Source organism: Pseudomonas sp. S35 (genome assembly GCF_009866765.1).
Taxonomy (GTDB): domain Bacteria; phylum Pseudomonadota; class Gammaproteobacteria; order Pseudomonadales; family Pseudomonadaceae; genus Aquipseudomonas.
Genome location: NZ_CP019431.1, coordinates 4,697,911 through 4,723,696 on the forward strand (window position 1 = coordinate 4,697,911; position 25,786 = coordinate 4,723,696).

Here is a 25,786-nt window from a genome sequence, read left to right on the forward strand (position 1 = left end):
TCAGATTCCTTCCTTCAACACGCCATCAGCCGCGACCTGCAGGCTGAACAGACCACCATGACCGACCTCGACATTCAGCAACTGCTCACGGGGTAAGCCTCGGGCCTGGGCCAGCAGCAAACGCATCACACCGCCATGACTGATCAACAACACGCGCTCCCCGGCATACGCCCGATACAAGCGTGAGACCGCGCCCAAAACCCGTTCGGAAAATTCGCTGACTGGCTCACCCTCGGGCGGTGTAAAGCCATAGGGATCGGCCCAGAACAGGCCCAGACCTTCAGCGTCGGTTTCCATCAACGCCGCTGCGCTCTGCCCTTCCCAGGCACCGAAGTGCAGTTCTTGCAGATCTTTTTCCAGGCTCACCGGCACCTTGAGCCGCGCGCCCAACTCATCGGCGAACCGCGCGCAACGTTGCAACGGCGAACTGATCAACCGGTCCCACGGCCCCTGCGCCACCACGGCGGCGCGCATCTGCTCCCAGCCCGTGGCGGTCAATGCGTCGTCCAGGCTACCGCGCAGGCCGCCGCCCAGCTCGGTTTCGCCGTGACGCAGCAGGTCCAGGTGCAAGGTCATGCCGAGCGGTCTGCCACGGACGCTTGGGCAAACGTCGCCATCTGCCCGTGCAGCGCACACGCCAGGCGCAACAGCGGCACGGCCAACGCGGCGCCGCTGCCTTCACCCAGACGCAGGCCGAGTTCCAGCAACGGCTGCGCATCGAGGCTTTGCAGCACATGACGATGACCCGGCTCGGCGCCCCGATGACCGAACAGCAGCCAGTCGCGGCAGCCTGGATTCAGGCGCGTGGCGACCAGTGCGGCGACCGTGCAGATAAACCCATCCACCAGCACCACCACACCTTCCTGGGCACATGCCAGATAAGCCCCCACCAGCGCGGCAATCTCAAAGCCGCCTAGATTGAACAAGGTACGCAGTGCGTCACCGCGCTGTCCGGCATGCAACGCCAATGCTCGCTCGATCACGGCAACCTTATGGCTGACACCTGCGGCATCCAGCCCGGTACCCGGACCGGTCAGGTCACTGACCTGGCAGTCCAGTAACGCACACGCCAACGCACTGGCGGCGGTGGTGTTGCCGATGCCCATCTCGCCGCCGATAAACAACTGCGCACCGCTTTCGCGGGCGCGCAAAACGCTGTCGCGACCCGCCTGCAACGCCAATCGGCCTTGGGCATCGGTCATGGCCGGGCCCTTGACGAAGTTGGCGGTGCCCGCGCCGATATTCAGGTGACGCACGCCGGGCAGGCTCAGCGATGGGCTCACCGTACCGAGGTCAACCACTTCCAACTGCGCATCCAATTGCCGGGCCAACACACTGATGGCCGCACCACCGCTGACAAAGTTATGCAGCATTTGCCCAGTCACTTCCTGGGGATAGGCCGACACGCCTTCGGCGACCACGCCGTGGTCACCGGCAAAAATGGCAATCCAGAGCTGATCCATCGACGGCTTGACCTGGCCCTGCAAACCGGCCAATTGCACCGCCAGCGCTTCCAACTGGCCCAGAGAGCCGGCCGGCTTGGTCAATTGCTGCTGGCGTGCCAAGGCCTGTTCATACGCCGAAGCGTCAATCGCCTTACACGGATTGAGCCACCAGGTGTCACTCATAACGCAGTACCTTTCAAAGTCAGGGGCAGGCCGGCGACCGTCAGGACAACACGCTGACATCGCTCGGCCAAGGCTTGATGCAGCCAACCGGCTTCATCCACATAGCGGCGAGTCAATTCGCCCAGCGGCACGACACCCATTCCGGTCTCGTTGCTGACAAAAATGATTTCACCCGGCAGCGAGGCCAGGGTTTGCAACAACTGATCACGCTCGAACACCAGGCGCCCGGCGTCTTCGAGCATCAGCAGATTGGTCAGCCACAGGGTCAGGCAATCCACCAGCAGGCAGCGACCGACTGCAGCGTTATCGCACAGGACCCGGGCCAACTCGACCGGCTCTTCAATCAGACCCCAGTCATCAGGACGACGCTCGCGATGCAAGGCAACGCGGGCATTCATTTCGCCATCAAGCGGTTGGCTGGTGGCGATATAAATGACCGGCAACGCACTCTCCACTGCAAGCCTCTCAGCCAGTCGGCTCTTACCCGAGCGAGCACCGCCAAGAATCAGCTGAAGCATGAACCACCCCCAATCCACCTACCCACCCACGATGCGAAGCGAGTCGCTTTTGATCGGGCTTTTGATGTGAAGTCGCCCCGTAAACCACGCCGGCCGAACGCAGGAATGGATATGTACTCGGTACCTGATACACCGCTATCGGGGGCGAGCCCCCTCCCACATTTGGGCCGTGTGTACACCATTAAACACCAACCAGTTTGCGCAACAAATCGGTGTCCAAGTGGTTCTCCACCAAATCGGCCAGGCGCTCAATATCGCGCTCGCGCAGGGCGTGGTAGTCCACCTCCTGCACATCCTGCAACCCGGCCCAGCGCAGCAACGCGCTGCACGCCGCCGGGGTCTCGAACAAGCCGTGCAGATACGTGCCTAGAATCTGCCCATCAGCGCTTTGCGCGCCGTCGCTGCGGCCGTCCTCCAGCAGTACGGCAGCGTTCGACAGGGCAGCGCCGCACGTCACACCCGCATGAATTTCATACCCACTGACCTCGGCATTCTCCAGCAACAAACGCCCGCGAACATTACGCAGTTGCTTCTCTTCTTCCAGGGTGGTGCTGAACGCCAGCAGCCCCAGGCCATCGCTGGAACCCGCAGGCCCTTCCAGCCCCAATGGGTCGTGCACCTGCTCGCCGAGCATCTGCAAGCCACCGCAAATCCCCAATACCTTGCCGCCGTAGCGCAAGTGCCGCGCCACGGCAGTGTCCCAGCCGTTGGCGCGCAGATAGGCCAAATCGCTACGCACGCTTTTCGAGCCCGGCAAGATGATCAGGTCAGCAGCAGGTATCGGCTGGCCCGGCCCGACAAACTGCAAGTCGACCTGAGGATGCAGGCGCAGCGGGTCAAAATCCGTATGGTTGCTGATGCGCGGCAACACCGGCACCACCACCTTGAGCACCTGGGCGGCCTTGTCGATCTGGCGCTGGTCGATGCCGTCCTCGGCTTCCAGGTGCAGGTCCATCACGTAGGGCAACACGCCGACCACCGGCTTGCCAGTGCGCGCTTCCAACCAATCCAGGCCAGGTTGCAGCAGCGCGATATCGCCACGAAAACGGTTGATGATGAAGCCCTTGACCCGCGCCTGCTCGCTGGGGGAAAGCAACTCCAGGGTGCCCACCAGATGAGCGAATACACCGCCGCGATTGATATCGGCGATGAGCAAAACCGGGCAGTCCACTGCCTCGGCGAAACCCATGTTGGCAATGTCGTTGGCGCGCAGGTTGATCTCCGCCGGGGAGCCCGCGCCTTCCACCATCACCACGCGGTAGCGCTCGCTCAAACGGGCGTGGGAGGCCAGCACCGCCTGCATCGCGATGGCCTTGTAGTCGTGATAGGCCACAGCGTTCATGGTGGTCACGGCGCGGCCGTGGATGATCACTTGGGAGCCGGTGTCGCTGTTGGGTTTGAGCAGCACCGGGTTCATGTCGGTGTGGGGCGCCAGGTTGGCCGCCTGGGCCTGCACGGCCTGGGCGCGGCCGATCTCGCCGCCTTCGGCCGTCACGGCGCTGTTGAGCGCCATGTTCTGCGGCTTGAACGGCGCCACCGCGACGCCCTGGCGCACCAGCCAGCGGCACAACGCGGTCACCAGGGTACTTTTGCCCGCGTCAGACGTGGTGCCTTGCACCATCAGCGTACTCATGAAGCATCCTTATAAGCGGCCAGGGCATCGGCCAGGCGCAACCAATCTGCCTCCGTGTCGGGCAAGCCGAAGCGCAGGCTACTGTCGTGGACGAACAGACGCAGCAGGATGCCGCGCTGGGCCATGAATTCGTGCATGCGTTCGGCGTGCGGGGTGATCAACCACTGGAACAAGGCGCAGCCGCCCTGGGGTTGAAAGCCCTGGCGCTCCAGCAGCGTGAACAAACGCTGGCCAGCCTCGATGCAACGCTCGCGCTGCCGCGCGTGACCCGCGGTGTCGCGCAGGCACGCTTGCCCCAACACCCGCGTCGGCCCGCTGACCGCCCACGGCCCGACCTGTTCGGCGAGCAACTTGAGCAACTTGCGTTCGGCCAGCACAAAGCCCAGGCGCACACCGGCCAGGCCGAAGAACTTGCCGAACGAACGCAACACAATCAGCCCGACCTGATGGGCCTGGCCCGCCAGGCTCAATTCCGGCGTCACGTCCATGAACGCTTCGTCCACCACCAGCCAGCCGCCGCGCTGGGCCAACCGCGAGTGCCAATCCAGCAGGCGTTGGGGGCTCAGGCTCAGACCTGTGGGGTTATTGGGATTGACCACCACCAGCACGTCGAGGCCATCGAGGAAGAAGTCGACTTCCTGCTCCTGCACTTCACGCACCACATAACCGGCGCGGCGCCAGGCTTCGGCGTGCTCGGCGTAGCACGGCGATAGCACGCCGACTTTGCCGGAGCGGCGCAGGCGCGGCAGTAGTTGGATCGCCGCCTGGGAGCCGGGCACTGGCAGTACATGCGCAGCAGCGTAATACTCGCTGGCAGCCTGCTCCAGGCCATCGTCGGTCTCCGGCAGCCGTGCCCAGGCGCGTAGCGGGATCTCGGGGATGGGCCAGGGCCAAGGTGCCAGGCCGCTGGACAGGTCCAGCCAATCAGCCTCGGCAATGCCGTATTGAATGGATGCCTTACGCAGCCGGCCACCGTGTTCAAGCATAGAATTGCGCCCCCGCACATAGGATCAGCAGCCATAACCATACGCCGCGCTGCACCAGTTGCCAGCCGCGGTCGATGGAATCGGCATCCGCCGCCGGGCCTTCACCCAATTGCGGACGCTGGTGCACTTGGCCGTGATAAATCGCGGCGCCCCCCAACTCGACACCCAGCGCGCCCGCACCGGCGGCCATCACCGGCCCGGCATTGGGGCTGTCCCAGGTCGGGCCCTGGGTGCGCCAGCATGTGAGGGCCAAACGGGTTTTGCCGAGCACGGCGTAGGTCAAGGCCACCAGGCGCGCCGGAATATAGTTGAGTACATCGTCTATCTTTGCCGCCGCCCAGCCGAAGCGTTCGAAGCGTTCGTTGCGATAGCCCCACATGGCGTCAAGGGTGTTGCTCAAGCGGTAGAGCACCACGCCCGGCACGCCCGCGACCACAAACCAGAACAGCGCGGCAAATACTGCATCGCTGCCGTTTTCCAGCACCGACTCAGTCGCGGCGCGGGCCACTTCGGTGCGGTCCAGCTCACTGGTCTGGCGACTGACCAGGTAACTCACCCGTGTGCGGGCTTCATCCAGGTCATCGCTGCGCAACGCCTGGGCCACCGGGATCACGTGCTCGCCGAGACTGCGCATGCCGAGGGCGCAGTACAACGCCAGAATCTCCAACACCCAGCCGATATACGGCGCCCACGACAAGGCCGTGGCCAGCAGCGTCAGCGGCACGACGGCGATAAACCATGCGGTCACGCCGTGGCTGCGCCAGCCTCGGCCACCGCTGTTGAAACGTTGCTCGATGCGCCCGGCAAAATTGCCGAACGCCACCAGCGGATGCCAGCGCCTGGGCTCGCCCAGCAGCGCATCGAGCGCCACCGCAGCGACACACAGCAAGGCCACACTCATTGACTCACTCCCCACGTATTCTCATACAACATGTCACTCAGCGGACGCGGTTCGGTCCAGCCTTCGAGCTGTAACATCGGTGCCGGATAGAACGCGGCGACCGGCCCCAGGCACAACACGGCCAAGGGTTTGGCGCCGGGCGGCAAGCCCAGCAGATCGGCCAGGGCTTGGGGTTCGAACAATGAAACCCAGCCCATGCCCAGGCCTTCGACGCGAGCGGCCAGCCACAGGTTCTGGATCGCACAGGACAGCGAGGCCATGTCCATTTCCGGCAGGGTGCGGCGGCCGAAGATGTGACGTTCACGATCCTCCATCAACGCCGCCACCAGCACTTCGGCACAATCGTTGATGCCTTCGACCTTGAGCTTCATGAAGTCATCGGAGCGCTCGCCCAGGGCCTCGGCGGTGCGCACGCGCTCTTCTTCCACCAGATGCTGGATCTGCCCGCGCAGTTGGCGGTCGCTGATGCGGATAAAGCGCCACGGTTGCATCAGGCCAACACTGGGCGCCTGGTGCGCAGCCTGGAGCAGGCGGTGGAGCAATTGAGGCGCGACAGTGCCGCCGCTGAAGTGGCGCATGTCGCGGCGTTCGGCGATGGCGCGGTAGACGGCGTCGCGGTCGGCCTGGGGGAAAGCGTTATCGGTCATGGCCCTATCAGGGGCAAGCCCCCTCCCACAGTGGATAGGGTTTCAGCTCGGTCCGGCGCAAACAAGGCGGCTACCGCCGTTGGATTCGACGGGAAATAGAAATGCACGTAAGAGGCCGTCATCCGCCCCTGTCGGAAGACCGCTTCGGCACCGCGCCCACCGTTCGGGCTCAGGCCACGGGCAATCGGCTGGCACTCGGTGCTGGTCAGAGAATGGTGATACGTGTGCCCGCGCAACACGCCTTCCGGCAATTCGACGCTTTGCAGTGCCAGGGCTGCCAGTTTCTTTTGCATCACTGCGTCGCCCTGCAACAGGCCGAGCAGTTCGGCGCGGTTGCCGTCGACGTCGGTGAGCGAGTCCAGCAGATACAGCATGCCGCCGCACTCCGCGAGCAACGGCTTGCCAGCCGCGTGGTGAGCGCGGATGGCGTCGAGCATTGGCGTATTTTCCGACAGCGCCCGATGGTGCAGTTCCGGGTAACCGCCGGGCAGATAGAGACTGTCGGCGTCGGGCAATTGGCGGTCGTGGATCGGCGAGAAAAACGTCAGCTCAGCGCCCATCGCCCGCAACAGGTCGAGGCTGGCGCCGTAGGTGAAAGCGAAGGCTTCGTCGCGGGCCACGGCAATGCGTACACCGGCCAGCAACGGCTCGGCCTCGATCACTTGCGGCGCGGCAAAGGTCACGGGCGGTGGCAACGCGACTTCGCAACTGCTGCCCAAGGCTTGGGCGGCGGCATCCAGGCGCGTATCCAGGTCATTCAGTTCACTGGCTTGCACCAGGCCCAGGTGGCGGCTGGGCAGCTCTATCCCGGTCTCGCGGGACAAGGCGCCGTACCAGCGCAGGCCTTCGGTAAGGCTGCCTTCGAGCAACTGCGCGTGGCGCAGGGTGCCGACACGGTTGGCCAGCACGCCGGCGAATGGCAGGTCCGGTTGATAGCGCGCCAGGCCCAGCGCCAGGGCGCCAAAGGTCTGGGCCATGGCGGTGCCGTCGATCACGCCCAACACCGGCACGCCGAAGTGCCGCGCCAGGTCTGCGCTGGACGGCGTGCCGTCGAACAGGCCCATCACGCCTTCGATCAGGATCAGGTCGGCCTCCCCCGCCGCTTCCCACAGCAGGCGGCGACTTTCCTGCTCGCCCACCATCCACATGTCCAATTGATACACCGGCGCCCCACTGGCGCGCTCGTGGATCATCGGGTCCAGAAAGTCCGGGCCACATTTGAACACACGCACCTTGCGCCCCAGGTTGCGGTGCAAGCGTGCCAATGCGGCGGTGACGGTGGTTTTGCCTTGGCCGGACGCCGGTGCGGCGATCAATACGGCCGGGCAATGACGGGGCTGATTCAAAGTTCGACGCCCTTCTGTGCCTTGATACCCGCCTGGAATGCGTGCTTGAGCATGCCCATTTCGGTGACGGTATCGCCCATCTCGATCAGTTCAGGCTTGGCGCCCCGGCCGGTGACCACCACGTGCTGCATCGGCGGACGGGCTTGCAAGTCGCTGAGCACTTGATCGAGGTCGAGGTAGCCGTGCTTGAGCGCGATGTTCAATTCATCCAGCACCACCAGGCCAATGGCCGGGTCTTGCAGCAATTCGCGGGACACCGCCCAAGCGGCTTCGGCGGCGGCGATATCGCGCTGGCGGTCCTGGGTTTCCCAAGTAAAACCTTCGCCCATCACGTGAAAACGCACTTGCTCGGGGAAACGGCGGAAGAACAACTCTTCGCCGGTGCTGTTGCGCCCCTTGATGAACTGCACCACACCGCACTGCATCCCATGGCCCATAGCCCGGGCGAGCATGCCAAACGCGGAGCTGCTCTTGCCCTTGCCGTTGCCGGTGAGCACCAGCAGCAAGCCGCATTCATTGGGTGAATTGGCGATGCGCTCGTCGATCACAGCTTTTTTGCGCAGCATGCGCGCCAGGTGGCGTTCGTCGCGGTCGGGGGTATCGGTCATGGCAGCTCTCCGTTGGGGCTGAACAAAAACGGCGGGCAGGAAAAAGACAAACAGACAGCCAAGCATCGCCCACCGTGATGCTGTTGGATGATCCTGGCCGGTCTCCGGGCTCATGAGTGGCGTTCTGTAGAGAACCGGCCGACGGCTGCGCCTTCCCATATCGCTCGCGATACAGTGGCAAAAAGGCAGCGTCTTGACTCATTTACCGTTGCGGGGGCAGCGCCGGAATTGCGGCGGCGCTGTGTACAAGCGCGCTCACTCACCGGCTTCCCTGTTTCACCCTGTCGACCCATAGGTCACAGAGCACCTGGAACAAGCGGCGAAGGTTAGTGGGTTGGGGGGCTAGCTGCAAGCTTCAAGCTTGAGACGTGCAGCTGCTTTTAAGGATTACGCGCCAGATTGCCTGGCAATACACGTTTGGCGCTCAGGTAAGCATTCTGCCAATACGCCTTGGACAGGGTGTCCAGCTTCACCGTACCGCCCGTTTGCGGCGCATGGACAAAGCGGCCCTCGCCCACATAGATCCCGGCATGGCTGACCTGTGAACCGCCACCGGTGGCGAAGAACAGCAGGTCACCGGTTTGCAGGTTTTGCTCACTGACGTCCTGGGCGCGCATCACGATCAACTCGCGAGTGGTACGTGGCAGGGAGATTCCAGCGGCATCGCGGTAGACAAAGCCAATCAGGCCGCTGCAGTCAAAACCGGAGTCTGGGGTGTTGCCGCCCCAGCGGTAAGGCGTGCCGACCAGGCCCAACGCGCGAAAGAGCACGTCTTCGGCAACAGGCGAGAAATTCTGGGTGGAATAGTTGAACACCGGCTTGGGCTTGGCCGCCACGGGCGCAGGTGGCGGACGACTGGCGCAGGCGCTGAGGAGCGCGGCGCACACAAGAAGAACGAGGCGGGCTGACGTCGACATGTGCAGAACAATCCTGGTCTGGATGCGGCTTTCGCTGCCGAACGCTGAAAACCAGAACGCGCAAGCAAAGCTCGCGCGAACGGATTACAACAATGTCCAGGGATTCTAGCGCTTACGTGTCAAACTTCAAGTATCACTTTAACTTTACTTGCTAGCGGTAACCGTCGTCGGGGCCATGGCGAGTGCGCGCTTGGCTTCGATGAAGGTTTTGCTCCAGTAACTGTCGCCCAGGCTATCGACCCGGACACCACCGCTGCGACGGCTGCTGGAGTGGATAAACTGGTTATCACCCAAGTAGATACCGGCGTGACTGACACGACCACGGCCTGCAGTACTGAAGAAAAGCAGATCACCAGGCTTGAGGTTGTTGCGCGCGACCAACGGTGCTTTCACGTTGATCATTTCGCGCGTCGAGCGCGGCAGGTTCATGCCGGCTTCTTCACGAAAGAGGTAGCCGATGAAACCGCTGCAGTCGAAGCCGGCTTCAGAGGTACCGCCGAAACGGTAACGGGTACCGATCAGGGACATGCCGCGTTCGAGGATGCTGTCGGCCAGGACCGGAAGCTGGTAAGGCTTGTTGCCGGAGAAATCGGCCAGTTCCTTGTCAGTCGTCTGCTCTTCCTTATAAAGAGTTTCTTCATAAACAGAAGCGGACTGCGCAGCGACGAATTTTGCCTGGGACTGTTGTTGAGGCTTTTGCTGCTCAACCACCTGTTGAGGGTGGGAGGCGCAGCCAAACAACAGGGTAACGAGTGCGAGAGGCACGAGGGGTGCGAAGCGATTTAGCATGGGCACGACCGTGGCTGATGTGTAAAGAAGCCGAGACTATGCCCTCTCTTACATTCATTTGCAAATTCAATCGGGAATTATGTGACTTTTGATTTTGGCCATAACATCTAAGCCCTTAACCCCCTATAAGCGCCTGTCGCGTGGCAAAAACAGCCAAAACGCGAATTTTCTGACGCCTGGATTTTGCCGAAGCCCCCGAAAACACAGGGCTGGCTACCAGCCGAGGGTTTCCTTGAGGAAGGGAATAGTCAGCTTGCGCTGCGCCTGCAAAGAGGCCTGATCAAGCTGCTCGAGCAAGTCGAACAATGCGCTCATGCTGCGTGTGCCACGGGTGAGGATAAAGTGCCCGACCTCGTCGGTGAGGTGCAGGCCCCGACGCGACGCGCGCAGTTGCAGGGCGCGCAATTTGTCTTCGTCGGACAGCGGGCGCATCTGGAAGATCAGCGCCAGGGTGAGACGCGACTTAAGGTCGGCCAACTTGACGGGCAACTCGCGGGGCGACGTGGAGGCGGCAATCAACAAGCGTCGGCCGCTGTCGCGTAAGCGGTTGAACAGGTGAAACAGCGCCTCTTCCCAGTCGGCCTTGCCGGCAATCGCCTGCAGGTCGTCCAGGCACACCAGTTCGTATTGCTCAAGGTGGTCGAAGATCCCGATACCGCGATCCATCAGCTCAGCCAACGGCAGGTACACCGCCGGCTCCCCCATCTGCTCGAAACGCAAACAGGCGGCCTGCAACAGGTGGGTACGCCCCACGCCATGCTTGCCCCACAGATAGATCAGGCTTTCAGTCCACCCGGCGTCGGCTTCGCAGAGCCGCTCAACATAGCCGAGTGCAGCGGCATTGGCGCCTGGGTAGTAATTGATAAAGGTGGCGTCATCACGCAGACGCACACCTAAGGGCAGCTGAATCGGTTTCATGCTGACTGAACGGCTCCCATCGAACCGTTAGTGGCCTCTGTGTAAAGTTTGCAAAGTTTATACCCGTGACGCCGGGCGCACAATGCAGCAGACCACAAGCAAAATCAAAGGTTTGCGTTAACTTGCCAGTTTTAGGCAGATTGCTTGACGCCGCCCGCCCATAAACAACAAACCCGGCCGAAGCCGGGTTTGTGACGCAGCGGTTACAGGTCGGGGTCTTCGACGCCCGTGTACACATCCGAATCCTTGTACAGATCGTGCATATGGCGCACCAGCACCATGATCACGGCCGCCACTGGCAATGCCAGCAAGATACCGGTAAAGCCAAACAGCTCACCGCCGGCCAGGATCGCAAAGATCACCGCCACCGGGTGCAGGCCAATCCGGTCCCCTACCAACAACGGCGTCAGCACCATGCCTTCAAGGGCCTGGCCAACCATGAACACCGCAACGATCCCGAGCATCGGGTACAGGTCGCCGCCAAACTGGAACAGGCCCGCCACCAGCGCCGCACCGATACCGATCACAAAGCCCATATAAGGAACGATCGCGGCCAAACCTGCGATCAGGCCAATCAACAGGCCCAGTTCCAGGCCGATGGCCATCAGGCCGGCGGCATAAATAACCCCCAGCGCCAGCATCACCAGCAACTGGCCCCGCACAAACGCGCCGAGCACTTCATGGCACTCACCCGCCAGGGACACGATGCGCTCCTCACGGTCACGCGGCAGCAGGCTGCGGATCTTGGCCATCATGATGTCCCAGTCGCGCAGCAGGTAGAACGCCACCACGGGGATCAGCACGAGGTTGGTCAACCAACCAATCAACGCCAGGCTCGACGCCGTGGCCTGGCTGAGGATCACACCGACGATATCGGTGGTCTGCCCCATATGCTCGCTAATCGCCGCCTTGACCTTGTCGAACTTCCAGAAACCATCCGACAACCCCAGCTTGGCCTGCGCCCACGGCATGGCCGTGTGTTGCAGCCAGTCGAGCATCTGCGGCGCCAGTTCATAAAGGCGAAACAGTTGCTTGGCCAGCATCGGCACCAGCACCAGCACCAACGCGGTGATGATCAACGTGAACAGCGCAAACACCGCCACTACGCCCAAGGTGCGTGACAGACCAGCTTTCTCCAGGCGATCCACCACAGGATCAAATAGATAGGCCAGCAGCAACGCAACCAGGAACGGCGTCAGGATCGAATGCAGCAAGAACACAAAAACGCACAGCAGGACGATCCCGCCAAGCCACACCCAACGACGCGTATCCGCCATACACCACTCCATTGCTTCTATATAAAGGAAGAACGTTTACCAATGAAAATGCAGTTGTGCCTGAGGCTCAGGTGCCACGGCCGGTTGCACGCCATCTGCTACCGGTTGCTGCGCATGCACCTCAGCCGCAGGACCTTCCTGCAGCCTGGCCAGACTCAACTGGCTACGTAACTGATCGGCGCTACCGTTGACGCGATACACAATGCGATCACCATCGACCAGGACCGGCTGGCCAGCAAACGGCTCGAGCAAATGCTCCAGCGCGGCATACCGCTCCAGGGTCATCCCCTGCACTTCCAGCAATTGATCGGCACTGATGCCCGGCTTGACCGCAAAACGCGGCGCCAGCTTTTGGCTGATCGCCAGCATCACCGCATCAGCCACCGCGCCGGTGTCAGCCCCTTGCGCGGTGCCTTGCTCGCTCTTGTCGCCCAGCCACAAACGCCATTTTGCCTGCCATTGGTTGCCTTCCTGGCGCGCGTGCACGGCCAGCAGGGCATCCGCTGCATAGCGCTCGGAAGCAGCGCGCAAGGGTTCGGCGTCGGCGCTTTCCAGGTTTGGCGCGGTGGCGACGACCTGCTCATCCAGATCCCCCAAGGGCAGGCGCAACGGCAGGCCACGGTGCTGCGCCGCACGGCGCAACGCTTGGGCGACGGCCTGACCATCCCCCACCAGGCTGCTGCCTTCGGTGGAGTCGTTCAGCCACCAGCCGAGGATCGACGGGCGATTGCGCCCCCAGACCGACAAGCCTGCGTCGTGCAGGGCGCGGTCGGTGCTGACCGGGTCGAAATCCACTTGCAGGCTCTCGGGCGGGCCGGCGTCATAGCCGTATTGCGTGATGATTTGTTGCGGGTCCTGGCGAACCGCCGCCAGGCCCGGGCCATCGGCAGCCTTGGCGTCGCCGGTCAGGCGGATCACCAAGGTTTGCACCGCATGCTGGATGGCTTGGTCGCGCTCTTGGGGCGATTGGCTGCTGACAGGTTCAAGTACTTGATACAGGCCATTGAAGGTTTCGGCATGACTCGCCAGGCTGACCAACGACAAACAGCCCACAAAAAAGAAATTACACAGACGCATGGAAGATTCCCGAACGACAAATTTAGCGGCTGGAACAGACCGTGTGAACGCGGTTTGCCATGGCTGTGACCACGCCGACCAGTAAAACATTCACAGGGTCTTGGTAAGTTTTCATGCTGTCATAACGATAGCGGGTTCAAGGCTATACCTTAATACATGCCACAGCAGAGCCGATTAGCATTTTTTTAACCTCATATGGCCCTGCCCGTCGGCCCGAGGATGGCCGCTGCCCCTCAAGCCTGATAAAATCGCGCGCCTTCGCAGACCGTCACCGGCTAGGCCTTTTACCAAAAGCGCCTGCCCGCTCGGTCGTTACCCCTGAATCCCCCCTAAAGGCCTGGATCATGAGCAAGCAACCCTCCCTGAGCTACAAGGACGCCGGTGTAGACATCGACGCCGGTGAAGCATTGGTCGAACGCATCAAGAGCGTCGCCAAGCGCACTGCGCGCCCCGAAGTCATGGGCGGCCTGGGCGGTTTTGGCGCCCTCTGCGAAATCCCGGCCGGCTACAAGCAGCCTGTGCTGGTTTCCGGCACCGATGGCGTGGGCACCAAGCTGCGTCTGGCCCTGAACCTGAACAAGCACGACAGCATCGGTATCGACCTGGTCGCCATGTGCGTCAACGACCTGGTGGTATGCGGCGCCGAGCCGTTGTTCTTCCTCGACTACTACGCCACCGGCAAGCTCAACGTTGAGACCGCTACCCAGGTAGTGACCGGCATTGGCGCTGGCTGCGAATTGTCGGGTTGTTCCCTGGTCGGCGGTGAAACCGCTGAAATGCCAGGCATGTACGAAGGCGAAGACTACGACCTGGCCGGTTTCTGCGTCGGTGTTGTAGAAAAAGCCGAGATCATCGACGGCTCCAAAGTGGCTGCCGGCGACGCCCTGCTCGCCCTGCCGTCCTCTGGCCCGCACTCCAACGGCTACTCGCTGATCCGCAAGATCATCGAAGTGTCCGGCGCCGACATCGAGAACATCCAACTCGACGGCAAGCCGCTGACCGACCTGCTGATGGCCCCGACCCGTATCTACGTCAAGCCACTGCTCAAGCTGATCAAGGACACCGGCGCGGTCAAAGCCATGGCCCACATCACGGGTGGCGGCCTGCTGGACAACATCCCACGCGTGCTGCCAAAAGGCGCCCAGGCGATTGTCGACGTGGCCAGCTGGCAGCGTCCTGCAGTCTTCGACTGGCTGCAAGAGAAAGGCAACGTCAACGAAACTGAAATGCACCGCGTGCTGAACTGCGGCGTGGGCATGGTCATTTGCGTGGCGCAAGAGCACGTTGAAACCGCACTGAACGTCCTGCGCGAAGCTGGCGAGCAGCCTTGGGTCATCGGCCAGATCGCCACCGCTGCCGAAGGCGCGGCCCAGGTTGAACTGAAGAACCTCAAGGCTCATTAATGTCCCAGACCTGTGATGTCGTGGTGCTGCTCTCCGGCACCGGCAGTAACTTGCAGGCCTTGATCGACAGCACGCGCACCGGCGACAGCCCGGTGCGCATCGCTGCGGTGATCTCCAACCGCAGCGACGCCTACGGCCTGCAACGCGCCACCGATGCGGGCATCGACACCCGCTCGCTGGATCACAAGGCTTTCGAAGGCCGCGAGGCCTTCGACAGCGCCTTGATCGAACTGATCGATGCTTTCAATCCCAAACTCGTGGTACTGGCCGGTTTCATGCGCATCCTCAGCGCTGATTTCGTACGGCACTATGAAGGGCGCCTACTCAATATCCATCCGTCCCTGCTGCCCAAATACAAGGGCATGCACACCCATCAACGCGCCCTCGACGCCGGTGACAGCGAGCACGGCTGCAGCGTGCACTTCGTCACCGAGGAACTCGATGGCGGGCCTCTGGTCGTACAGGCAGTGGTTCCGGTAGAGTCGCACGACTCGGCGCAGACGCTTGCGCAACGGGTTCATACCCAGGAACACAGGATTTACCCGCTGGCTGTGCGCTGGTTTGCCGAGGGGCGGTTGATTCTTGGTGATCAGGGTGCATTATTGGACGGTCAGTTACTCGCGGCCAGCGGCCACTTGATTCGAACCTAGGAGATTTTATGCGTCGCGCCTTGCTCTTCGCTTTTGCTCTGTTTGCCTTGCCTACCGTGCAAGCGGCAGACCTTCACCCTTTCTCCGCCAGCTATACCGCCGACTGGAAACAGTTGCCCATGAGTGGCTCGGCCGAACGCAGCCTGGTCAAGAATGGCGACGGCACCTGGACCTTGAATTTCAAGGCCTCGATGATGATCGCCAGCCTGACCGAAACCAGCGTGATCCTGTTTGACAAGGACACCCTGCAGCCCAAGAGCTACACCTTCGAGCGTGGTGGCCTGGGCAAGGCCAAGAAGATCAACCTGGACTTCGACCAGACGGCCAAGAAAGTCACCGGTTTTGAAAACAAAGACCCGGTCAACGTGGCCCTGCAAAGCAGCATGCTCGACAAGTCGACCTACCAGCTTGCCTTGCAACGCGATGTGGCGGCAGGCAAGAAGAGCATGAGCTACAACGTGGTTGAAGGCACCGACGTCGACACCTACGACTTCCGCGTGATCGGCCCGGAAAAGGTCCAGACCAAGGTAGGCTCCATCGACGCGATCAAGGTCGAGCGCGTGCGCGACCCGACGCAGAGCAAGCGCATCACCCAGATGTGGTTTGCCAAGGACCAGGGCGGCATCCTGGTTGCCCTGCGCCAGGTTGAGACCGACGGCAAGGAATACAACATCATGCTGCAAGACGGTACCGTTGACGGCAAGGCTGTCAAAGGCAACTGAGTGCACGGATGAGCTGAACAAGAGCCTCGCTGAATGCGGGGCTTTTTTTCGCCTGCAGGTTTTGCCTTGAAGCTTCTTGCCCCCGATAGCATTCGAAGAGCCACTACATTTCTTCAAAGCCTGAGACCAAGATGAAACTTCTGTCATAAACCGCTAAAGCGGTTTACTTAGGAAGCTAACAAACCGTATAAAAAGACCTGCGACGACTTGCCGCATACCCACCAGAAATTGGAGCAAGCAGATGACTGTAAAAGTAACTGAACGCGACGATGCACATATGTCCCACGAAGCGCTGGGCCATGGGATTCACATCTGGGATGTACACCAACAAGACCTGCTGGTCGGCATGTTTCACAACGAGAGCGACGCTCACAATTATAAGAACGAGCTTGAGTCGCTTGAGATGAAACGCCAGGCACAAAGCTCCTGAATATTCGCAGGACTCAGGCACAAGGCCCACGCAGCCCGATACCTGAAAACACAAACCCCGCCTTTTGAGCGGGGTTTGTTGTTTTGAGCGTGGCAGCTTTAACGCTTTACCACATCAGGTCATCCGGGATCTGGTAGGCCGCGTACGGATCGTCCTCATCCGGCACCTGGCTTTCGGTGAGGATATTGAGCTGCACGATGCGCTCCGGGGCACGCTCCTGGATCTTCAGCGCCGCTTCGCGCGGGATCACTTCGTAGCCGCCGCCGTGGTGCACGATGGCAAGGGAGCCGTTGCTCAGCTTGTTGCGCATCAGCGTGTTGACCGACAGGCGCTTGACCTTCTTGTCATCCACGAAGTTGTAGTAGTCCTCGGTGGTCAACTTGGGCAGGCGCGAGGTTTCGATCAGTTGCTTGACCTGCGCCGTGCGGGCCTTGGCCTCGGCTTTTTCCTGCTGCTGGCGGTTCAGCTCCTGGTCGCGCTTGACCTTTTCGGCCTGCGCCTCGACAGCCAGGCGGGCTTGGGTGTCATCGACCTCGGCCTGGCCCTTGTGGACCAGACGCTGCTGCTTCTGTTTCTCTTTGCCGACCTGCTTGGCCTGCTTTTGGTTGACCAGACCTGCTTTAAGCAACTGGTCGCGAAGGGAAAGGCTCATGGTGCTTACTCACTTAGGCAACTGCTCAACCGCAGCTGGACACATTCTTTTCCTGACGTTTGGCTTCGCCCCACAGGGCGTCCAACTCTTCGAGGGTGCAATCTTCTATGGGACGATGGGTATCGCGCAATGCCTGTTCGATAAATCGGAAACGTCGCTCGAACTTGGCATTGGCGCCACGCAGCGCCGTTTCTGGGTCGACCTTGAGATGACGGGCCAGGTTGACCGCCGCGAACAGCAGGTCACCGACCTCATCAGCAATGGCCACCGCGTCGTTATCGGCCATCGCTTCGAGCACTTCATCCAGCTCTTCGCGTACGTTATCCACCACCGGCAAGGCCGACGGCCAGTCGAAACCGACCTGGCTGGCGCGCTTTTGCAACTTGGCCGCACGGGATAACGACGGCAGCGCGGTGGGCACGTCATCGAGCAGGGACAGTTGCTCCGGCGCGGCAGATTTTTGCGCACGCTCCTCTGCCTTGATCTGCTCCCAGCGCTCCTTGACCTGCTCTTCGCTCAACTGTGGGACATCCAGCGGCGCATACAGGTCGCCAGTAGGAAACACGTGAGGATGGCGACGGATCAGCTTGCGCGTGATGCTGTCGATGACCCCGGCAAATTCGAAGCGCCCTTCTTCCCGCGCCAGTTGGCTGTAATACACCACCTGGAACAACAGGTCGCCCAGTTCACCTTGCAGATGATCGAAGTCGCCGCGCTCGATGGCGTCGGCCACTTCATAGGCTTCTTCGAGGGTGTGCGGGACGATGGTCGCGTAGGTTTGCTTGATGTCCCACGGGCACCCGTATTGCGGGTCCCGCAGGCGGTTCATCAAATGCAGCAGGTCTTCCAGCGAATACATCATGGTGTGCGGTTACGCCGTGTCTCGATGATGTTCGGCAACTGGGAAATCCGCCCCAGCAACCGGCCCAATGCGTCCAACCCCGGGATCTCGATGGTCAGGGACATCAACGCGGTGTTGTCCTCTTTGTTCGAGCGGGTGTTGACCGCCAGTACGTTGATCCGCTCATTGAGCAGCACTTGCGACACGTCCCGCAGCAAACCGGAACGGTCGTAGGCACGGATGATGATGTCCACCGGGTAGGTGAGCACCGGCACCGGGCCCCAGCTGACCTGGATAATCCGCTCAGGCTCGCGCCCGCCCAACTGCAGCACCGAGGCGCAGTCCTGGCGGTGAATGCTCACGCCACGGCCCTGGGTGATGTAACCAACGATGGCATCCCCCGGCAACGGCTGGCAGCAACCGGCGATTTGCGTGAGCAGGTTGCCCACGCCCTGGATCTGGATATCACCGCGCTTGCCAGGCTTGTAGCCGGTGGCTTTGCGCGGGATCAGTTCCAGCTGTTCGTTACCGCGTTCGGGCTCCACCAACTGCTGGGCCAGGTTGACCAATTGCGCCAGGCGCAGGTCACCGGCACCGAGGGCGGCGAACATGTCTTCGGCGATCTTCATGTTGGCCTTTTCGGCCAGCTTGTCGAAGTCCACCTGAGGCAGGCCCAGGCGGCCCAGCTCGCGTTCGAGCAGGGTCTTGCCGGCGGCGACGTTCTGGTCGCGTGCCTGCAATTTGAACCAGTGGACGATCTTCGCCCGCGCCCGCGAGGTGGTGATGTAGCCCAGGTTCGGGTTCAGCCAGTCGCGGCTCGGCGTGCCGTGCTTGCTGGTGATGATCTCGACCTGCTCACCGGTCTGCAGGCTGTAGTTGAGCGGCACGATGCGCCCGTTGATCTTGGCGCCCCGGCAGTTGTGGCCGATCTCGGTGTGCACGCGGTAGGCAAAGTCCAGCGGCGTGGAGCCTTTGGGCAGGTCGATGGCGTGGCCGTCGGGAGTGAAGATGTAGACCCGGTCCGGCTCGATATCCACGCGCAGTTGTTCGGCCAGGCCGCCGATGTCGCCGAGTTCTTCGTGCCATTCCAGCACCTGGCGCAGCCAAGAGATTTTCTCTTCGTACTGGTTGGACCCGGCCTTGACGTCGGTGCCCTTGTAGCGCCAGTGCGCACACACGCCCAGCTCCGCCTCTTCGTGCATGGCGTGGGTGCGGATCTGCACTTCAAGCACCTTGCCCTCGGGGCCGATCACCGCTGTGTGCAGCGAGCGGTAGCCGTTTTCCTTGGGGTTGGCGATGTAGTCGTCGAACTCCTTGGGAATGTGCCGCCACAGGGTGTGGACGATGCCCAGCGCGGTGTAGCAGTCGCGCATTTCCGGCACCAGCACGCGCACCGCACGCACGTCGTAGATCTGGCTGAAGGCCAGGCCCTTGCGCTGCATTTTGCGCCAGATGGAATAGATGTGCTTGGCGCGGCCGCTGATATCGGCATCGACGCCGGTGGCCTGCAATTCGGCGCGCAACTGGCCCATCACGTCGCTGATAAAGCGCTCACGATCGAGCCGCCGCTCATGCAGCAGCGTGGCAATCTGTTTGTATTGATCGGGCTCCAGGTAGCGGAAGGACAAGTCCTCCAGCTCCCACTTGATATGGCCGATGCCCAGGCGGTGGGCCAGCGGCGCGTAGATGTCGAAGACTTCGCGGGCGACGCGGTTGCGCTTCTCGTCGTCGGCCGTCTTCACCGCACGGATCGCGCAGGTGCGTTCGGCCAGCTTGATCAGGGCGACGCGTACGTCGTCGACCATTGCGACCAGCATCTTGCGCAGGTTCTCGACCTGGCCCTGGGTACCCAGCACCATCGACTGGCGCGGGCTGAGGCTGGCACTGATGGCGGCCATGCGCAGCACGCCGTCGATCAGCTTGGCCACCACCGCGCCGAAACGCTGGCTGACCGTCGGCAACGGGATATGCCCTTCACGCACGCCGCGATAGAGCACGGCGGCGATCAGCGAATCCTGGTCAAGCTTGAGATCGGCGAGGATCTCGGCGATTTCCAAACCGGTGCGAAAGCTGGAAGTGCCCTCGGCCCACAGGTTCTTGGCCGCATTGTCTTGCTGCTCAGACTCACGAGCGAACTCGCAGGCTGCTTTCAAGGCTTCACGGTCCAGTGCCGGGTCGACACTGATGGCATGATCCAGCCATGCCTCCAGGTTGATACTGCCGTCAGTGTTGATCGGCTGGTGTGCTCTCACCTGTACCATCTTGCTTACCTTCCCTACGACGCACCTTCGATGCGCCAAAATCATCGCCGACCTTTTTACTGCGATCTCCGTGGCAGTTCACAGGCCTTGGAGAATGCAGGCCAGTCGGATTAAACGGGCATCCTAGCCCGCTTCAAATAACGCCATGGCCTCGACATGCGCTGTTTGCGGAAACATGTCGAGGATCCCGGCACGTTTTAGCCGGTAGCCTTGCTTGACCAACTCAACCGTGTCCCGCGCCAGCGTGGCTGGGTTGCAGGACACATACACCAGGCGCTTGGCCCCCAGGGTGGCGAGCTTGCGCACAACCTCTTGGGCACCATCGCGGGGTGGATCCAAGAGTACCGCAGAAAAGCCCTGTTTGGCCCAATCTGCGTCAGTCAAAGGCTGGGACAAATCGGCCTGAAAAAACTGCACATTGTGCAAATTGTTGCTGATGGCGTTCTGTGCGGCGCGGTCCACCATGGTCTGCACACCTTCCACCGCCACCACTTCGTGCACCTGCTTAGCCAGCGGCAGGGCGAAGTTGCCCAGGCCGCAAAACAGGTCCAGCACCCGCTCATCGGGCTGGGGCGCCAGCCAGTCGAGGGCCTGGGCAACCATCGCCTCGTTGACGCCGGCGTTGACCTGAACAAAGTCCCCAGGGCGGTACGCCAGCTCCAGGCCCCATGCGTCCAATCGAAACCCTAGTGACTGATCAGGCTCAACCGGTTCCGGCTGACCTTCGCCATGCAGCCACAACTGGGCTTCATGGAAGCTGCAGAATTCTTTCAGGATCAGCAGGTCCGCGTCCGACAGCGGCACCATATGTCGCAGCAACACGGCGACGGACGAGCCACTGAACAACTCCACATGCCCCAGCGCCTGGGGTTTGCTCAGGCGGCGCAGCATGTTTGGCAGGCGCTGCATGATCGGTTGCAAGGCCTGTACCAGCACCGGGCAATCGTCGATGGCGACGATGTCCTGGCTGGCCACGGCGCGCAAACCCACTTCGAGTTTTTTCGCCTTGGCATCCCAACGCACGGCCACGCGGGCACGGCGCCGGTAACCGAACTCCGGGCCGCTTAACGGCGCAGCCCACTCTTGCGGTTCGACACCGGCCACACGTGACAGTTGCTCGGCGAGCATGCGCTGTTTCAGGGCGAGTTGTTCGTTGTGGGGCAAGTGCTGCACGCTGCAACCGCCGCAGCGGCCAACGTGGGCGCACGGCGCCGGGCGGCGCAGTTCGCTGGCCTTGAACACCCGCTCGGTGCGGGCCTCGACCACTTTGCCATGGGCGCCCAACACCCGCGCTTCGACTTCTTCGCCGGCCAACGCGCCGTTGACGAACCAGGTGCGCCCTTCAAAGAACACGATGCCACGGCCATCGTTGGCCAGGCGCTCGATGGTCAGGCGTTGCTTCTTGCCCACGGGAATCTGTGGGGCCCGGCTGCCGCCCGTCGGTTGGAAGCGCAGGCCTCTCTCGTGCTTGGCCATCAGTTGGGTTCGTCGAAAATGCCGGTCGACAGGTAACGGTCGCCTCGGTCACAGATGATCGCGACGATCACCGCGTTTTCCACTTCCTTGGACAAACGCAACATCCCGGCCACGGCGCCGCCGGAGGACACGCCGCAGAAGATGCCTTCTTCACGGGCCAATCGGCGGGTGGTGTCTTCGGCTTCACGTTGGGCCATGTCGATGATGCGATCCACGCGCGTGGCGTTGTAGATCTTCGGCAGATACTCTTCGGGCCAACGGCGAATGCCAGGGATAGCCGCGCCTTCCATCGGTTGCAGGCCGACGATCTGGATCGCCGGGTTCTGCTCCTTGAGGTAGCGCGAGTTGCCCATGATGGTGCCAGTGGTGCCCATGGAACTGACGAAATGGGTAATGGTGCCTTGGGTCTGGCGCCAGATCTCCGGGCCGGTGGAGGTGTAGTGCGCCTCGGGGTTGTCCCCGTTGGCGAACTGGTCCAGCACCTGGCCACGTCCTTCGGCGGCCATGCGCTCGGCGAGGTCGCGGGCACCTTCCATGCCTTCTTCCTGGGTCACCAGCACCAACTCGGCGCCATAGGCGGTCATCGCCGCCTTGCGCTCGGCGCTGCCGTTGTCGGGCATGATCAGCACCATCTTGTAACCCTTGATCGCGGCGGCCATGGCCAGGGCGATCCCGGTGTTACCCGAGGTGGCTTCGATCAGGGTGTCGCCAGGCTTGATCTGCCCACGCAACTCGGCGCGGGTGATCATCGACAACGCCGGGCGATCCTTGACGGAGCCAGCCGGGTTGTTCCCTTCGAGCTTGAGCAACAGGGTATTGCTGGTTTCACCCGCCATGCGCTGCAAGCGGACCAGGGGCGTGTTGCCGACGCAATCGGCGATTGTAGGGTACTGCAAGGTCATGGCGTATTCGCAATCCAGACTGCGGGGCGCACATCATACCGGGAAAGGCCGGCGGGCCATATCACGCAAAGTGCGGTGCTTATGGCTTAAAGGAATAAGGCGACTGTGAGGGCCCCATCGGGGGCTTGCCTCCGATGGCCGCACTTCGGTGAACCTGCTAGCCAGGCCGACCGTCGCCATGATTTTTATGGAAGACCTCATCCCCCATCGCCGCAATCTGCCCTTCGATCAGCGCTTCAAAAGGTTTGAGCAACGGCTCGAATGACGATGGCGCTTCCAATACCTGCAACGCCTGCACAATGGCTTCAATGGTCGACAAGGCCCCCGGCCCCGGCGCCTTGCGCAGCCGATAGCGCGAAACACCGCCATCGGCCAACGTTACCCGTGGCAACGCTGCCAGCAACGGATTGAGGTGCAGCAACTTGCGCGCCTTGCGCCAGGTGCCATCGGGCACCACCAATAACAGTGGCCGATCCTCGGGCGCATAGGCTTGCAGCGGCTGCGCGTCGTCAGCCGGAAACAGCAGCCGGGTCTGATAACCGGGCGGGTTCAATAGTGTCGACAGGTCATCCAACACCTCCCCCACCACCAACTGCGCATTGTTCAAGCCCAACGCCGCCAACCGAGCAGTGTTGAGCGCATGGTTGACCTCGCTCGGGTGCTGCAACAGCAACACGCGGGTGCGGCTGTCGAGGCTGGGGATCAGCGGGCACAGGCAATGGGTGATCGGCCTGAGGCATCGGGAACATTGGGGTCTGGACATGGTTTATCAGGCCTGGTTGAGCTGGGCTTTAAGCAAATCGCGGAAGGTCTGGATCAGCGGTTCGCGGCTGCGGCCACGGCGCATGATCATCGAGAATGGCGCCTGGTAGCCAAAAGTCGCTGGCAACAGCACGCGCAAATCGCCCTTGTCAGCCCAGGCCTGGGCGTAATGCTCCGGCAGATAGCCGATGTAGGCGCCGGACAACACCAGGATCAACTGCGCCTCCATGCTTTCTACGGTGGCGGCGCTGTGCTTGAAGCCGTGGCGGGCGAGCTCCGCCTGGCTCCAGTAGCCGCGCCCGACCATGCGTTGCTGGGTGATCACTTGTTCGGGAATGCGTCGCTCATTAAACAAAGGATGCCGCGTGCTGCAATACAGCCAGTGTTGTTCGCGGTAGAGCGGCATGTAGATCAACCCGCTCATGCGGTTGGAGAAGGCGCCGATGGCCAGGTCGAGGCGGTTGTCCTGCACGCCCAATTGCAATTCGTAGGGGCTCATCACCGAGAGGTGCAGGTGCACCGCCGGGTGTTCCAGGCTGTAGGCGCCGATCACCTCGGCGAACGGCAGGGCCTTGTCGCTGACGGTGGAGTCGAGCACACCGAGCTTGAGGGTGCCGCGCAACTCGCCCTTGAGCGCGGCGGCGTATTGCTCGAAACCTTCCAATTCGCCGAGCAGGCGCAATGTCTCCTGGTGGAACAACTCGCCCTTGCTGGTCAGGCTGAAACCGCCACGCCCGCGATGGCACAGCACCAGGCCCAACGCCGATTCCAACTGGCTCATGTAGGTGCTGATGGCCGAGGTGGACAGGTTGAGTTCGTGCTGCGCATTAGCGAACCCCTGGTGGCGGACGACGCTGACGAAGATGCGCAGGAGTTTCAGGTCGGGCAAGGCGTTGGCCATGGTCGGCTCCGGGTGTGGACGGGGGCAGTCTACCCGCCTGCATTAGTTTAGAAAAATCTGAACTAAGTATTTGCCCCTGCCGATTCTTCCCGCCCCGGGCTTTTCGCAGAATCGGTCTCTAATAAACAAAACAACGATGAGGCAATCCCGTGGACAAGATTTTCCACCAACCACTGGGCGGCAACGAAATGCCGCGCTTCGCCGGCATCGCCACCATGATGCGTCTTCCCCACCTGCAATCGGCCAAGGGCCTGGACGCCGCTTTTGTCGGCGTGCCCCTGGACATCGGCACCTCGCTGCGCGCCGGCACCCGCTTCGGGCCGCGTGAGATCCGCGCCGAGTCGGTGATGATCCGTCCGTACAACATGGCCACCGGCGCCGCACCGTTCGACTCGCTGTCGGTGGCCGATATCGGCGACGTGGCGATCAACACCTTCAACCTGCTCGATGCCGTGCGCATTATCGAAGAAGCCTACGATGAGATCCTTGAGCACAACGTGATTCCCATGACGTTGGGCGGTGACCACACCATCACCCTGCCGATCCTGCGGGCGATCCACAAAAAACACGGCAAGGTCGGGCTGGTGCACATCGATGCCCACGCCGATGTGAACGACCATATGTTCGGCGAGAAAATCGCCCACGGCACCACCTTCCGCCGCGCCGTGGAAGAAGGCCTGCTCGATTGCGACCGCGTGGTGCAGATTGGCCTGCGCGCCCAGGGCTACACCGCCGAAGACTTCAACTGGAGCCGCAAACAGGGGTTTCGCGTGGTCCAGGCCGAAGAATGCTGGCATCACTCCCTCGCGCCATTGATGGCCGAAGTCCGTGAGAAAGTCGGCGGTGGCCCGGTGTACCTGAGCTTCGACATCGACGGCATCGACCCCGCCTGGGCCCCCGGCACCGGCACCCCGGAAATCGGCGGGCTGACCACCATCCAGGCCATCGAGATTATCCGTGGCTGCCAGGGCCTCGACCTGATTGGTTGTGACCTGGTAGAAGTTTCGCCGCCCTACGACACCACCGGCAACACCTCGCTGCTGGGCGCCAACCTGCTGTACGAGATGCTCTGCGTACTGCCCGGCGTGGCGCATCGCTGATGAGCGCGCAAGCGGTGCTGCAAGCCGCCGCCGAGCTGGTGGCGGCCTTCGCCCGCAATGATCGCGCCGCCTATTTCGGCGCGTTCACGGTCGACGCCAGCTTTGTGTTCTACACCCTCCCCCAGCCGCTGCTCAGTCGCGATGCCTACCAGGCGTTGTGGGACAGCTGGTGTGCGCACGAGGGTTTCGAGGTGCTGTCGTGCACATCGAGCAACGCGTTCGTCAGCCTGCAAGGTGAGGACGTGGCGATATTTGTGCATGACGTGGCCACCGAGCTGCGCATGAACGGGGAGCAATTTCTTAGCCAGGAACGCGAGACCATTGTCTTCAAACGGCAAGGGCTACGCACAGAACAACAAGGCCTGTGGCTGGCCTGTCACGAACATTTGTCCGCTGTGCCGGAAGGGCTGCCGCCCCCTTAGCCAATGTGATCGGAGCTGA

Annotated in this window: 27 protein-coding genes and 1 riboswitch; of the genes, 6 read left to right on the plus strand and 21 right to left on the minus strand. The window is 62.0% G+C overall.

From position 1 onward, the window contains the following. From cobC to PspS35_RS21030, 14 genes are all read right to left on the minus strand, one after another. The gene (cobC, locus tag PspS35_RS20965; protein ID WP_159936627.1) at positions 1–576 is read right to left on the minus strand and encodes an alpha-ribazole phosphatase family protein; all 576 of its coding nucleotides are present in this window, start codon (positions 574–576) and stop codon (positions 1–3) included. Continuing rightward, positions 573–1,628, minus strand: coding sequence for a nicotinate-nucleotide--dimethylbenzimidazole phosphoribosyltransferase (cobT, locus tag PspS35_RS20970; RefSeq protein WP_159936628.1), 1,056 nt, complete (start codon positions 1,626–1,628; stop codon positions 573–575). The genes cobC and cobT overlap by 4 nt, the downstream gene beginning before the upstream one ends. After that, a complete protein-coding gene (gene cobU, locus PspS35_RS20975) occupies positions 1,625–2,146 on the minus strand; it encodes a bifunctional adenosylcobinamide kinase/adenosylcobinamide-phosphate guanylyltransferase (protein WP_159936629.1) in 522 nt (173 codons plus the stop codon). The genes cobT and cobU overlap by 4 nt, the downstream gene beginning before the upstream one ends. Before the next feature lie 181 nt (positions 2,147–2,327). Further along, positions 2,328–3,779 carry a cobyric acid synthase gene (locus PspS35_RS20980; protein ID WP_159936630.1) on the minus strand — a complete coding sequence of 484 codons (1,452 nt, stop codon included), beginning with the start codon at positions 3,777–3,779 and terminating at the stop codon, positions 2,328–2,330. Beyond that, positions 3,776–4,765, minus strand: a complete 990-nt coding sequence (gene cobD / locus PspS35_RS20985; protein ID WP_159936631.1) for a threonine-phosphate decarboxylase CobD — start codon at positions 4,763–4,765, stop codon at positions 3,776–3,778. The genes PspS35_RS20980 and cobD overlap by 4 nt, the downstream gene beginning before the upstream one ends. Further along, on the minus strand, positions 4,758–5,666 hold the full coding sequence (gene cbiB / locus PspS35_RS20990; RefSeq protein WP_159936632.1) for an adenosylcobinamide-phosphate synthase CbiB: 909 nt from the start codon (positions 5,664–5,666) through the stop codon (positions 4,758–4,760). The genes cobD and cbiB overlap by 8 nt, the downstream gene beginning before the upstream one ends. After that, positions 5,663–6,313, minus strand: coding sequence for a 5,6-dimethylbenzimidazole synthase (bluB, locus tag PspS35_RS20995; RefSeq protein WP_159936633.1), 651 nt, complete (start codon positions 6,311–6,313; stop codon positions 5,663–5,665). Before bluB ends, cbiB begins: the two co-directional genes overlap by 4 nt. Next, positions 6,310–7,659 (minus strand): cobyrinate a,c-diamide synthase, encoded by a 1,350-nt coding sequence (locus PspS35_RS21000; protein WP_159936634.1) that lies wholly within the window; start codon positions 7,657–7,659, stop codon positions 6,310–6,312. Before PspS35_RS21000 ends, bluB begins: the two co-directional genes overlap by 4 nt. After that, a complete protein-coding gene (gene cobO / locus PspS35_RS21005) occupies positions 7,656–8,267 on the minus strand; it encodes a cob(I)yrinic acid a,c-diamide adenosyltransferase (protein ID WP_101272377.1) in 612 nt (203 codons plus the stop codon). Before cobO ends, PspS35_RS21000 begins: the two co-directional genes overlap by 4 nt. A 77-nt stretch (positions 8,268–8,344) precedes the next feature. Then, positions 8,345–8,593: riboswitch (cobalamin riboswitch) on the minus strand. Between the two features lie 54 nt (positions 8,594–8,647). Then, a complete protein-coding gene (locus PspS35_RS21010) occupies positions 8,648–9,184 on the minus strand; it encodes a C40 family peptidase (RefSeq protein WP_159936635.1) in 537 nt (178 codons plus the stop codon). A gap of 144 nt (positions 9,185–9,328) precedes the next feature. Beyond that, positions 9,329–9,973: an NlpC/P60 family protein gene (locus PspS35_RS21015; RefSeq protein ID WP_159936636.1), complete on the minus strand. Its 645-nt coding sequence runs from the start codon at positions 9,971–9,973 to the stop codon at positions 9,329–9,331. Positions 9,974–10,186: 213 nt separating this feature from the next. Beyond that, positions 10,187–10,891, minus strand: coding sequence for a DnaA regulatory inactivator Hda (gene hda, locus PspS35_RS21020; protein ID WP_017134884.1), 705 nt, complete (start codon positions 10,889–10,891; stop codon positions 10,187–10,189). A 203-nt stretch (positions 10,892–11,094) separates the two neighbouring features. After that, a complete protein-coding gene (locus PspS35_RS21025; RefSeq protein ID WP_032887781.1) occupies positions 11,095–12,168 on the minus strand; it encodes an AI-2E family transporter in 1,074 nt (357 codons plus the stop codon). A 36-nt stretch (positions 12,169–12,204) separates the two neighbouring features. Continuing rightward, positions 12,205–13,245, minus strand: coding sequence for a DUF2066 domain-containing protein (locus PspS35_RS21030; RefSeq protein WP_159936637.1), 1,041 nt, complete (start codon positions 13,243–13,245; stop codon positions 12,205–12,207). Between the two features lie 344 nt (positions 13,246–13,589). On the opposite strand from PspS35_RS21030, the gene purM reads away from it, so the two are divergent. The 4 genes from purM to PspS35_RS21050 all read left to right on the plus strand — a co-directional run bounded on the left by purM (position 13,590) and on the right by PspS35_RS21050 (position 16,450). Further along, a complete protein-coding gene (gene purM / locus PspS35_RS21035; protein ID WP_014719398.1) occupies positions 13,590–14,648 on the plus strand; it encodes a phosphoribosylformylglycinamidine cyclo-ligase in 1,059 nt (352 codons plus the stop codon). Further along, positions 14,648–15,298 carry a phosphoribosylglycinamide formyltransferase gene (gene purN, locus PspS35_RS21040; RefSeq protein ID WP_159936638.1) on the plus strand — a complete coding sequence of 217 codons (651 nt, stop codon included), beginning with the start codon at positions 14,648–14,650 and terminating at the stop codon, positions 15,296–15,298. Before purM ends, purN begins: the two co-directional genes overlap by 1 nt. An 8-nt stretch (positions 15,299–15,306) precedes the next feature. Beyond that, complete coding sequence (locus PspS35_RS21045) at positions 15,307–16,020, plus strand: DUF3108 domain-containing protein (RefSeq protein WP_159936639.1); 714 nt, start codon at positions 15,307–15,309, stop codon at positions 16,018–16,020. 241 nt (positions 16,021–16,261) lie between these two features. Further along, a complete protein-coding gene (locus tag PspS35_RS21050) occupies positions 16,262–16,450 on the plus strand; it encodes a hypothetical protein (protein WP_032887774.1) in 189 nt (62 codons plus the stop codon). 106 nt (positions 16,451–16,556) lie between these two features. Here PspS35_RS21050 and PspS35_RS21055 read toward each other — a convergent pair whose 3' ends face one another. From PspS35_RS21055 to PspS35_RS21085, 7 genes are all read right to left on the minus strand, one after another. Continuing rightward, positions 16,557–17,102, minus strand: a complete 546-nt coding sequence (locus PspS35_RS21055; protein WP_159936640.1) for a DUF2058 domain-containing protein — start codon at positions 17,100–17,102, stop codon at positions 16,557–16,559. A 25-nt stretch (positions 17,103–17,127) separates the two neighbouring features. Next, positions 17,128–17,961, minus strand: a complete 834-nt coding sequence (gene mazG, locus PspS35_RS21060) for a nucleoside triphosphate pyrophosphohydrolase (RefSeq protein WP_159938099.1) — start codon at positions 17,959–17,961, stop codon at positions 17,128–17,130. Continuing rightward, positions 17,961–20,204 carry a GTP diphosphokinase gene (gene relA, locus PspS35_RS21065; RefSeq protein ID WP_159936641.1) on the minus strand — a complete coding sequence of 748 codons (2,244 nt, stop codon included), beginning with the start codon at positions 20,202–20,204 and terminating at the stop codon, positions 17,961–17,963. The genes mazG and relA overlap by 1 nt, the downstream gene beginning before the upstream one ends. A 123-nt stretch (positions 20,205–20,327) precedes the next feature. Continuing rightward, positions 20,328–21,680, minus strand: coding sequence for a 23S rRNA (uracil(1939)-C(5))-methyltransferase RlmD (rlmD, locus tag PspS35_RS21070; RefSeq protein ID WP_159936642.1), 1,353 nt, complete (start codon positions 21,678–21,680; stop codon positions 20,328–20,330). Then, entirely contained in the window at positions 21,680–22,582 is a 903-nt protein-coding gene (cysM, locus tag PspS35_RS21075; protein ID WP_159936643.1) for a cysteine synthase CysM, read from the minus strand. Before cysM ends, rlmD begins: the two co-directional genes overlap by 1 nt. Before the next feature lie 157 nt (positions 22,583–22,739). After that, positions 22,740–23,345, minus strand: a complete 606-nt coding sequence (locus PspS35_RS21080; protein ID WP_159936644.1) for a DTW domain-containing protein — start codon at positions 23,343–23,345, stop codon at positions 22,740–22,742. Positions 23,346–23,351: 6 nt separating this feature from the next. Beyond that, positions 23,352–24,245, minus strand: coding sequence for a LysR family transcriptional regulator (locus PspS35_RS21085; RefSeq protein ID WP_017134867.1), 894 nt, complete (start codon positions 24,243–24,245; stop codon positions 23,352–23,354). Positions 24,246–24,394: 149 nt separating this feature from the next. On the opposite strand from PspS35_RS21085, the gene speB reads away from it, so the two are divergent. Beyond that, positions 24,395–25,345: an agmatinase gene (gene speB / locus PspS35_RS21090; protein WP_003210733.1), complete on the plus strand. Its 951-nt coding sequence runs from the start codon at positions 24,395–24,397 to the stop codon at positions 25,343–25,345. Continuing rightward, positions 25,345–25,767, plus strand: a complete 423-nt coding sequence (locus PspS35_RS21095) for a nuclear transport factor 2 family protein (RefSeq protein WP_159936645.1) — start codon at positions 25,345–25,347, stop codon at positions 25,765–25,767. The genes speB and PspS35_RS21095 overlap by 1 nt, the downstream gene beginning before the upstream one ends. Positions 25,768–25,786 lie beyond the last annotated feature (19 nt).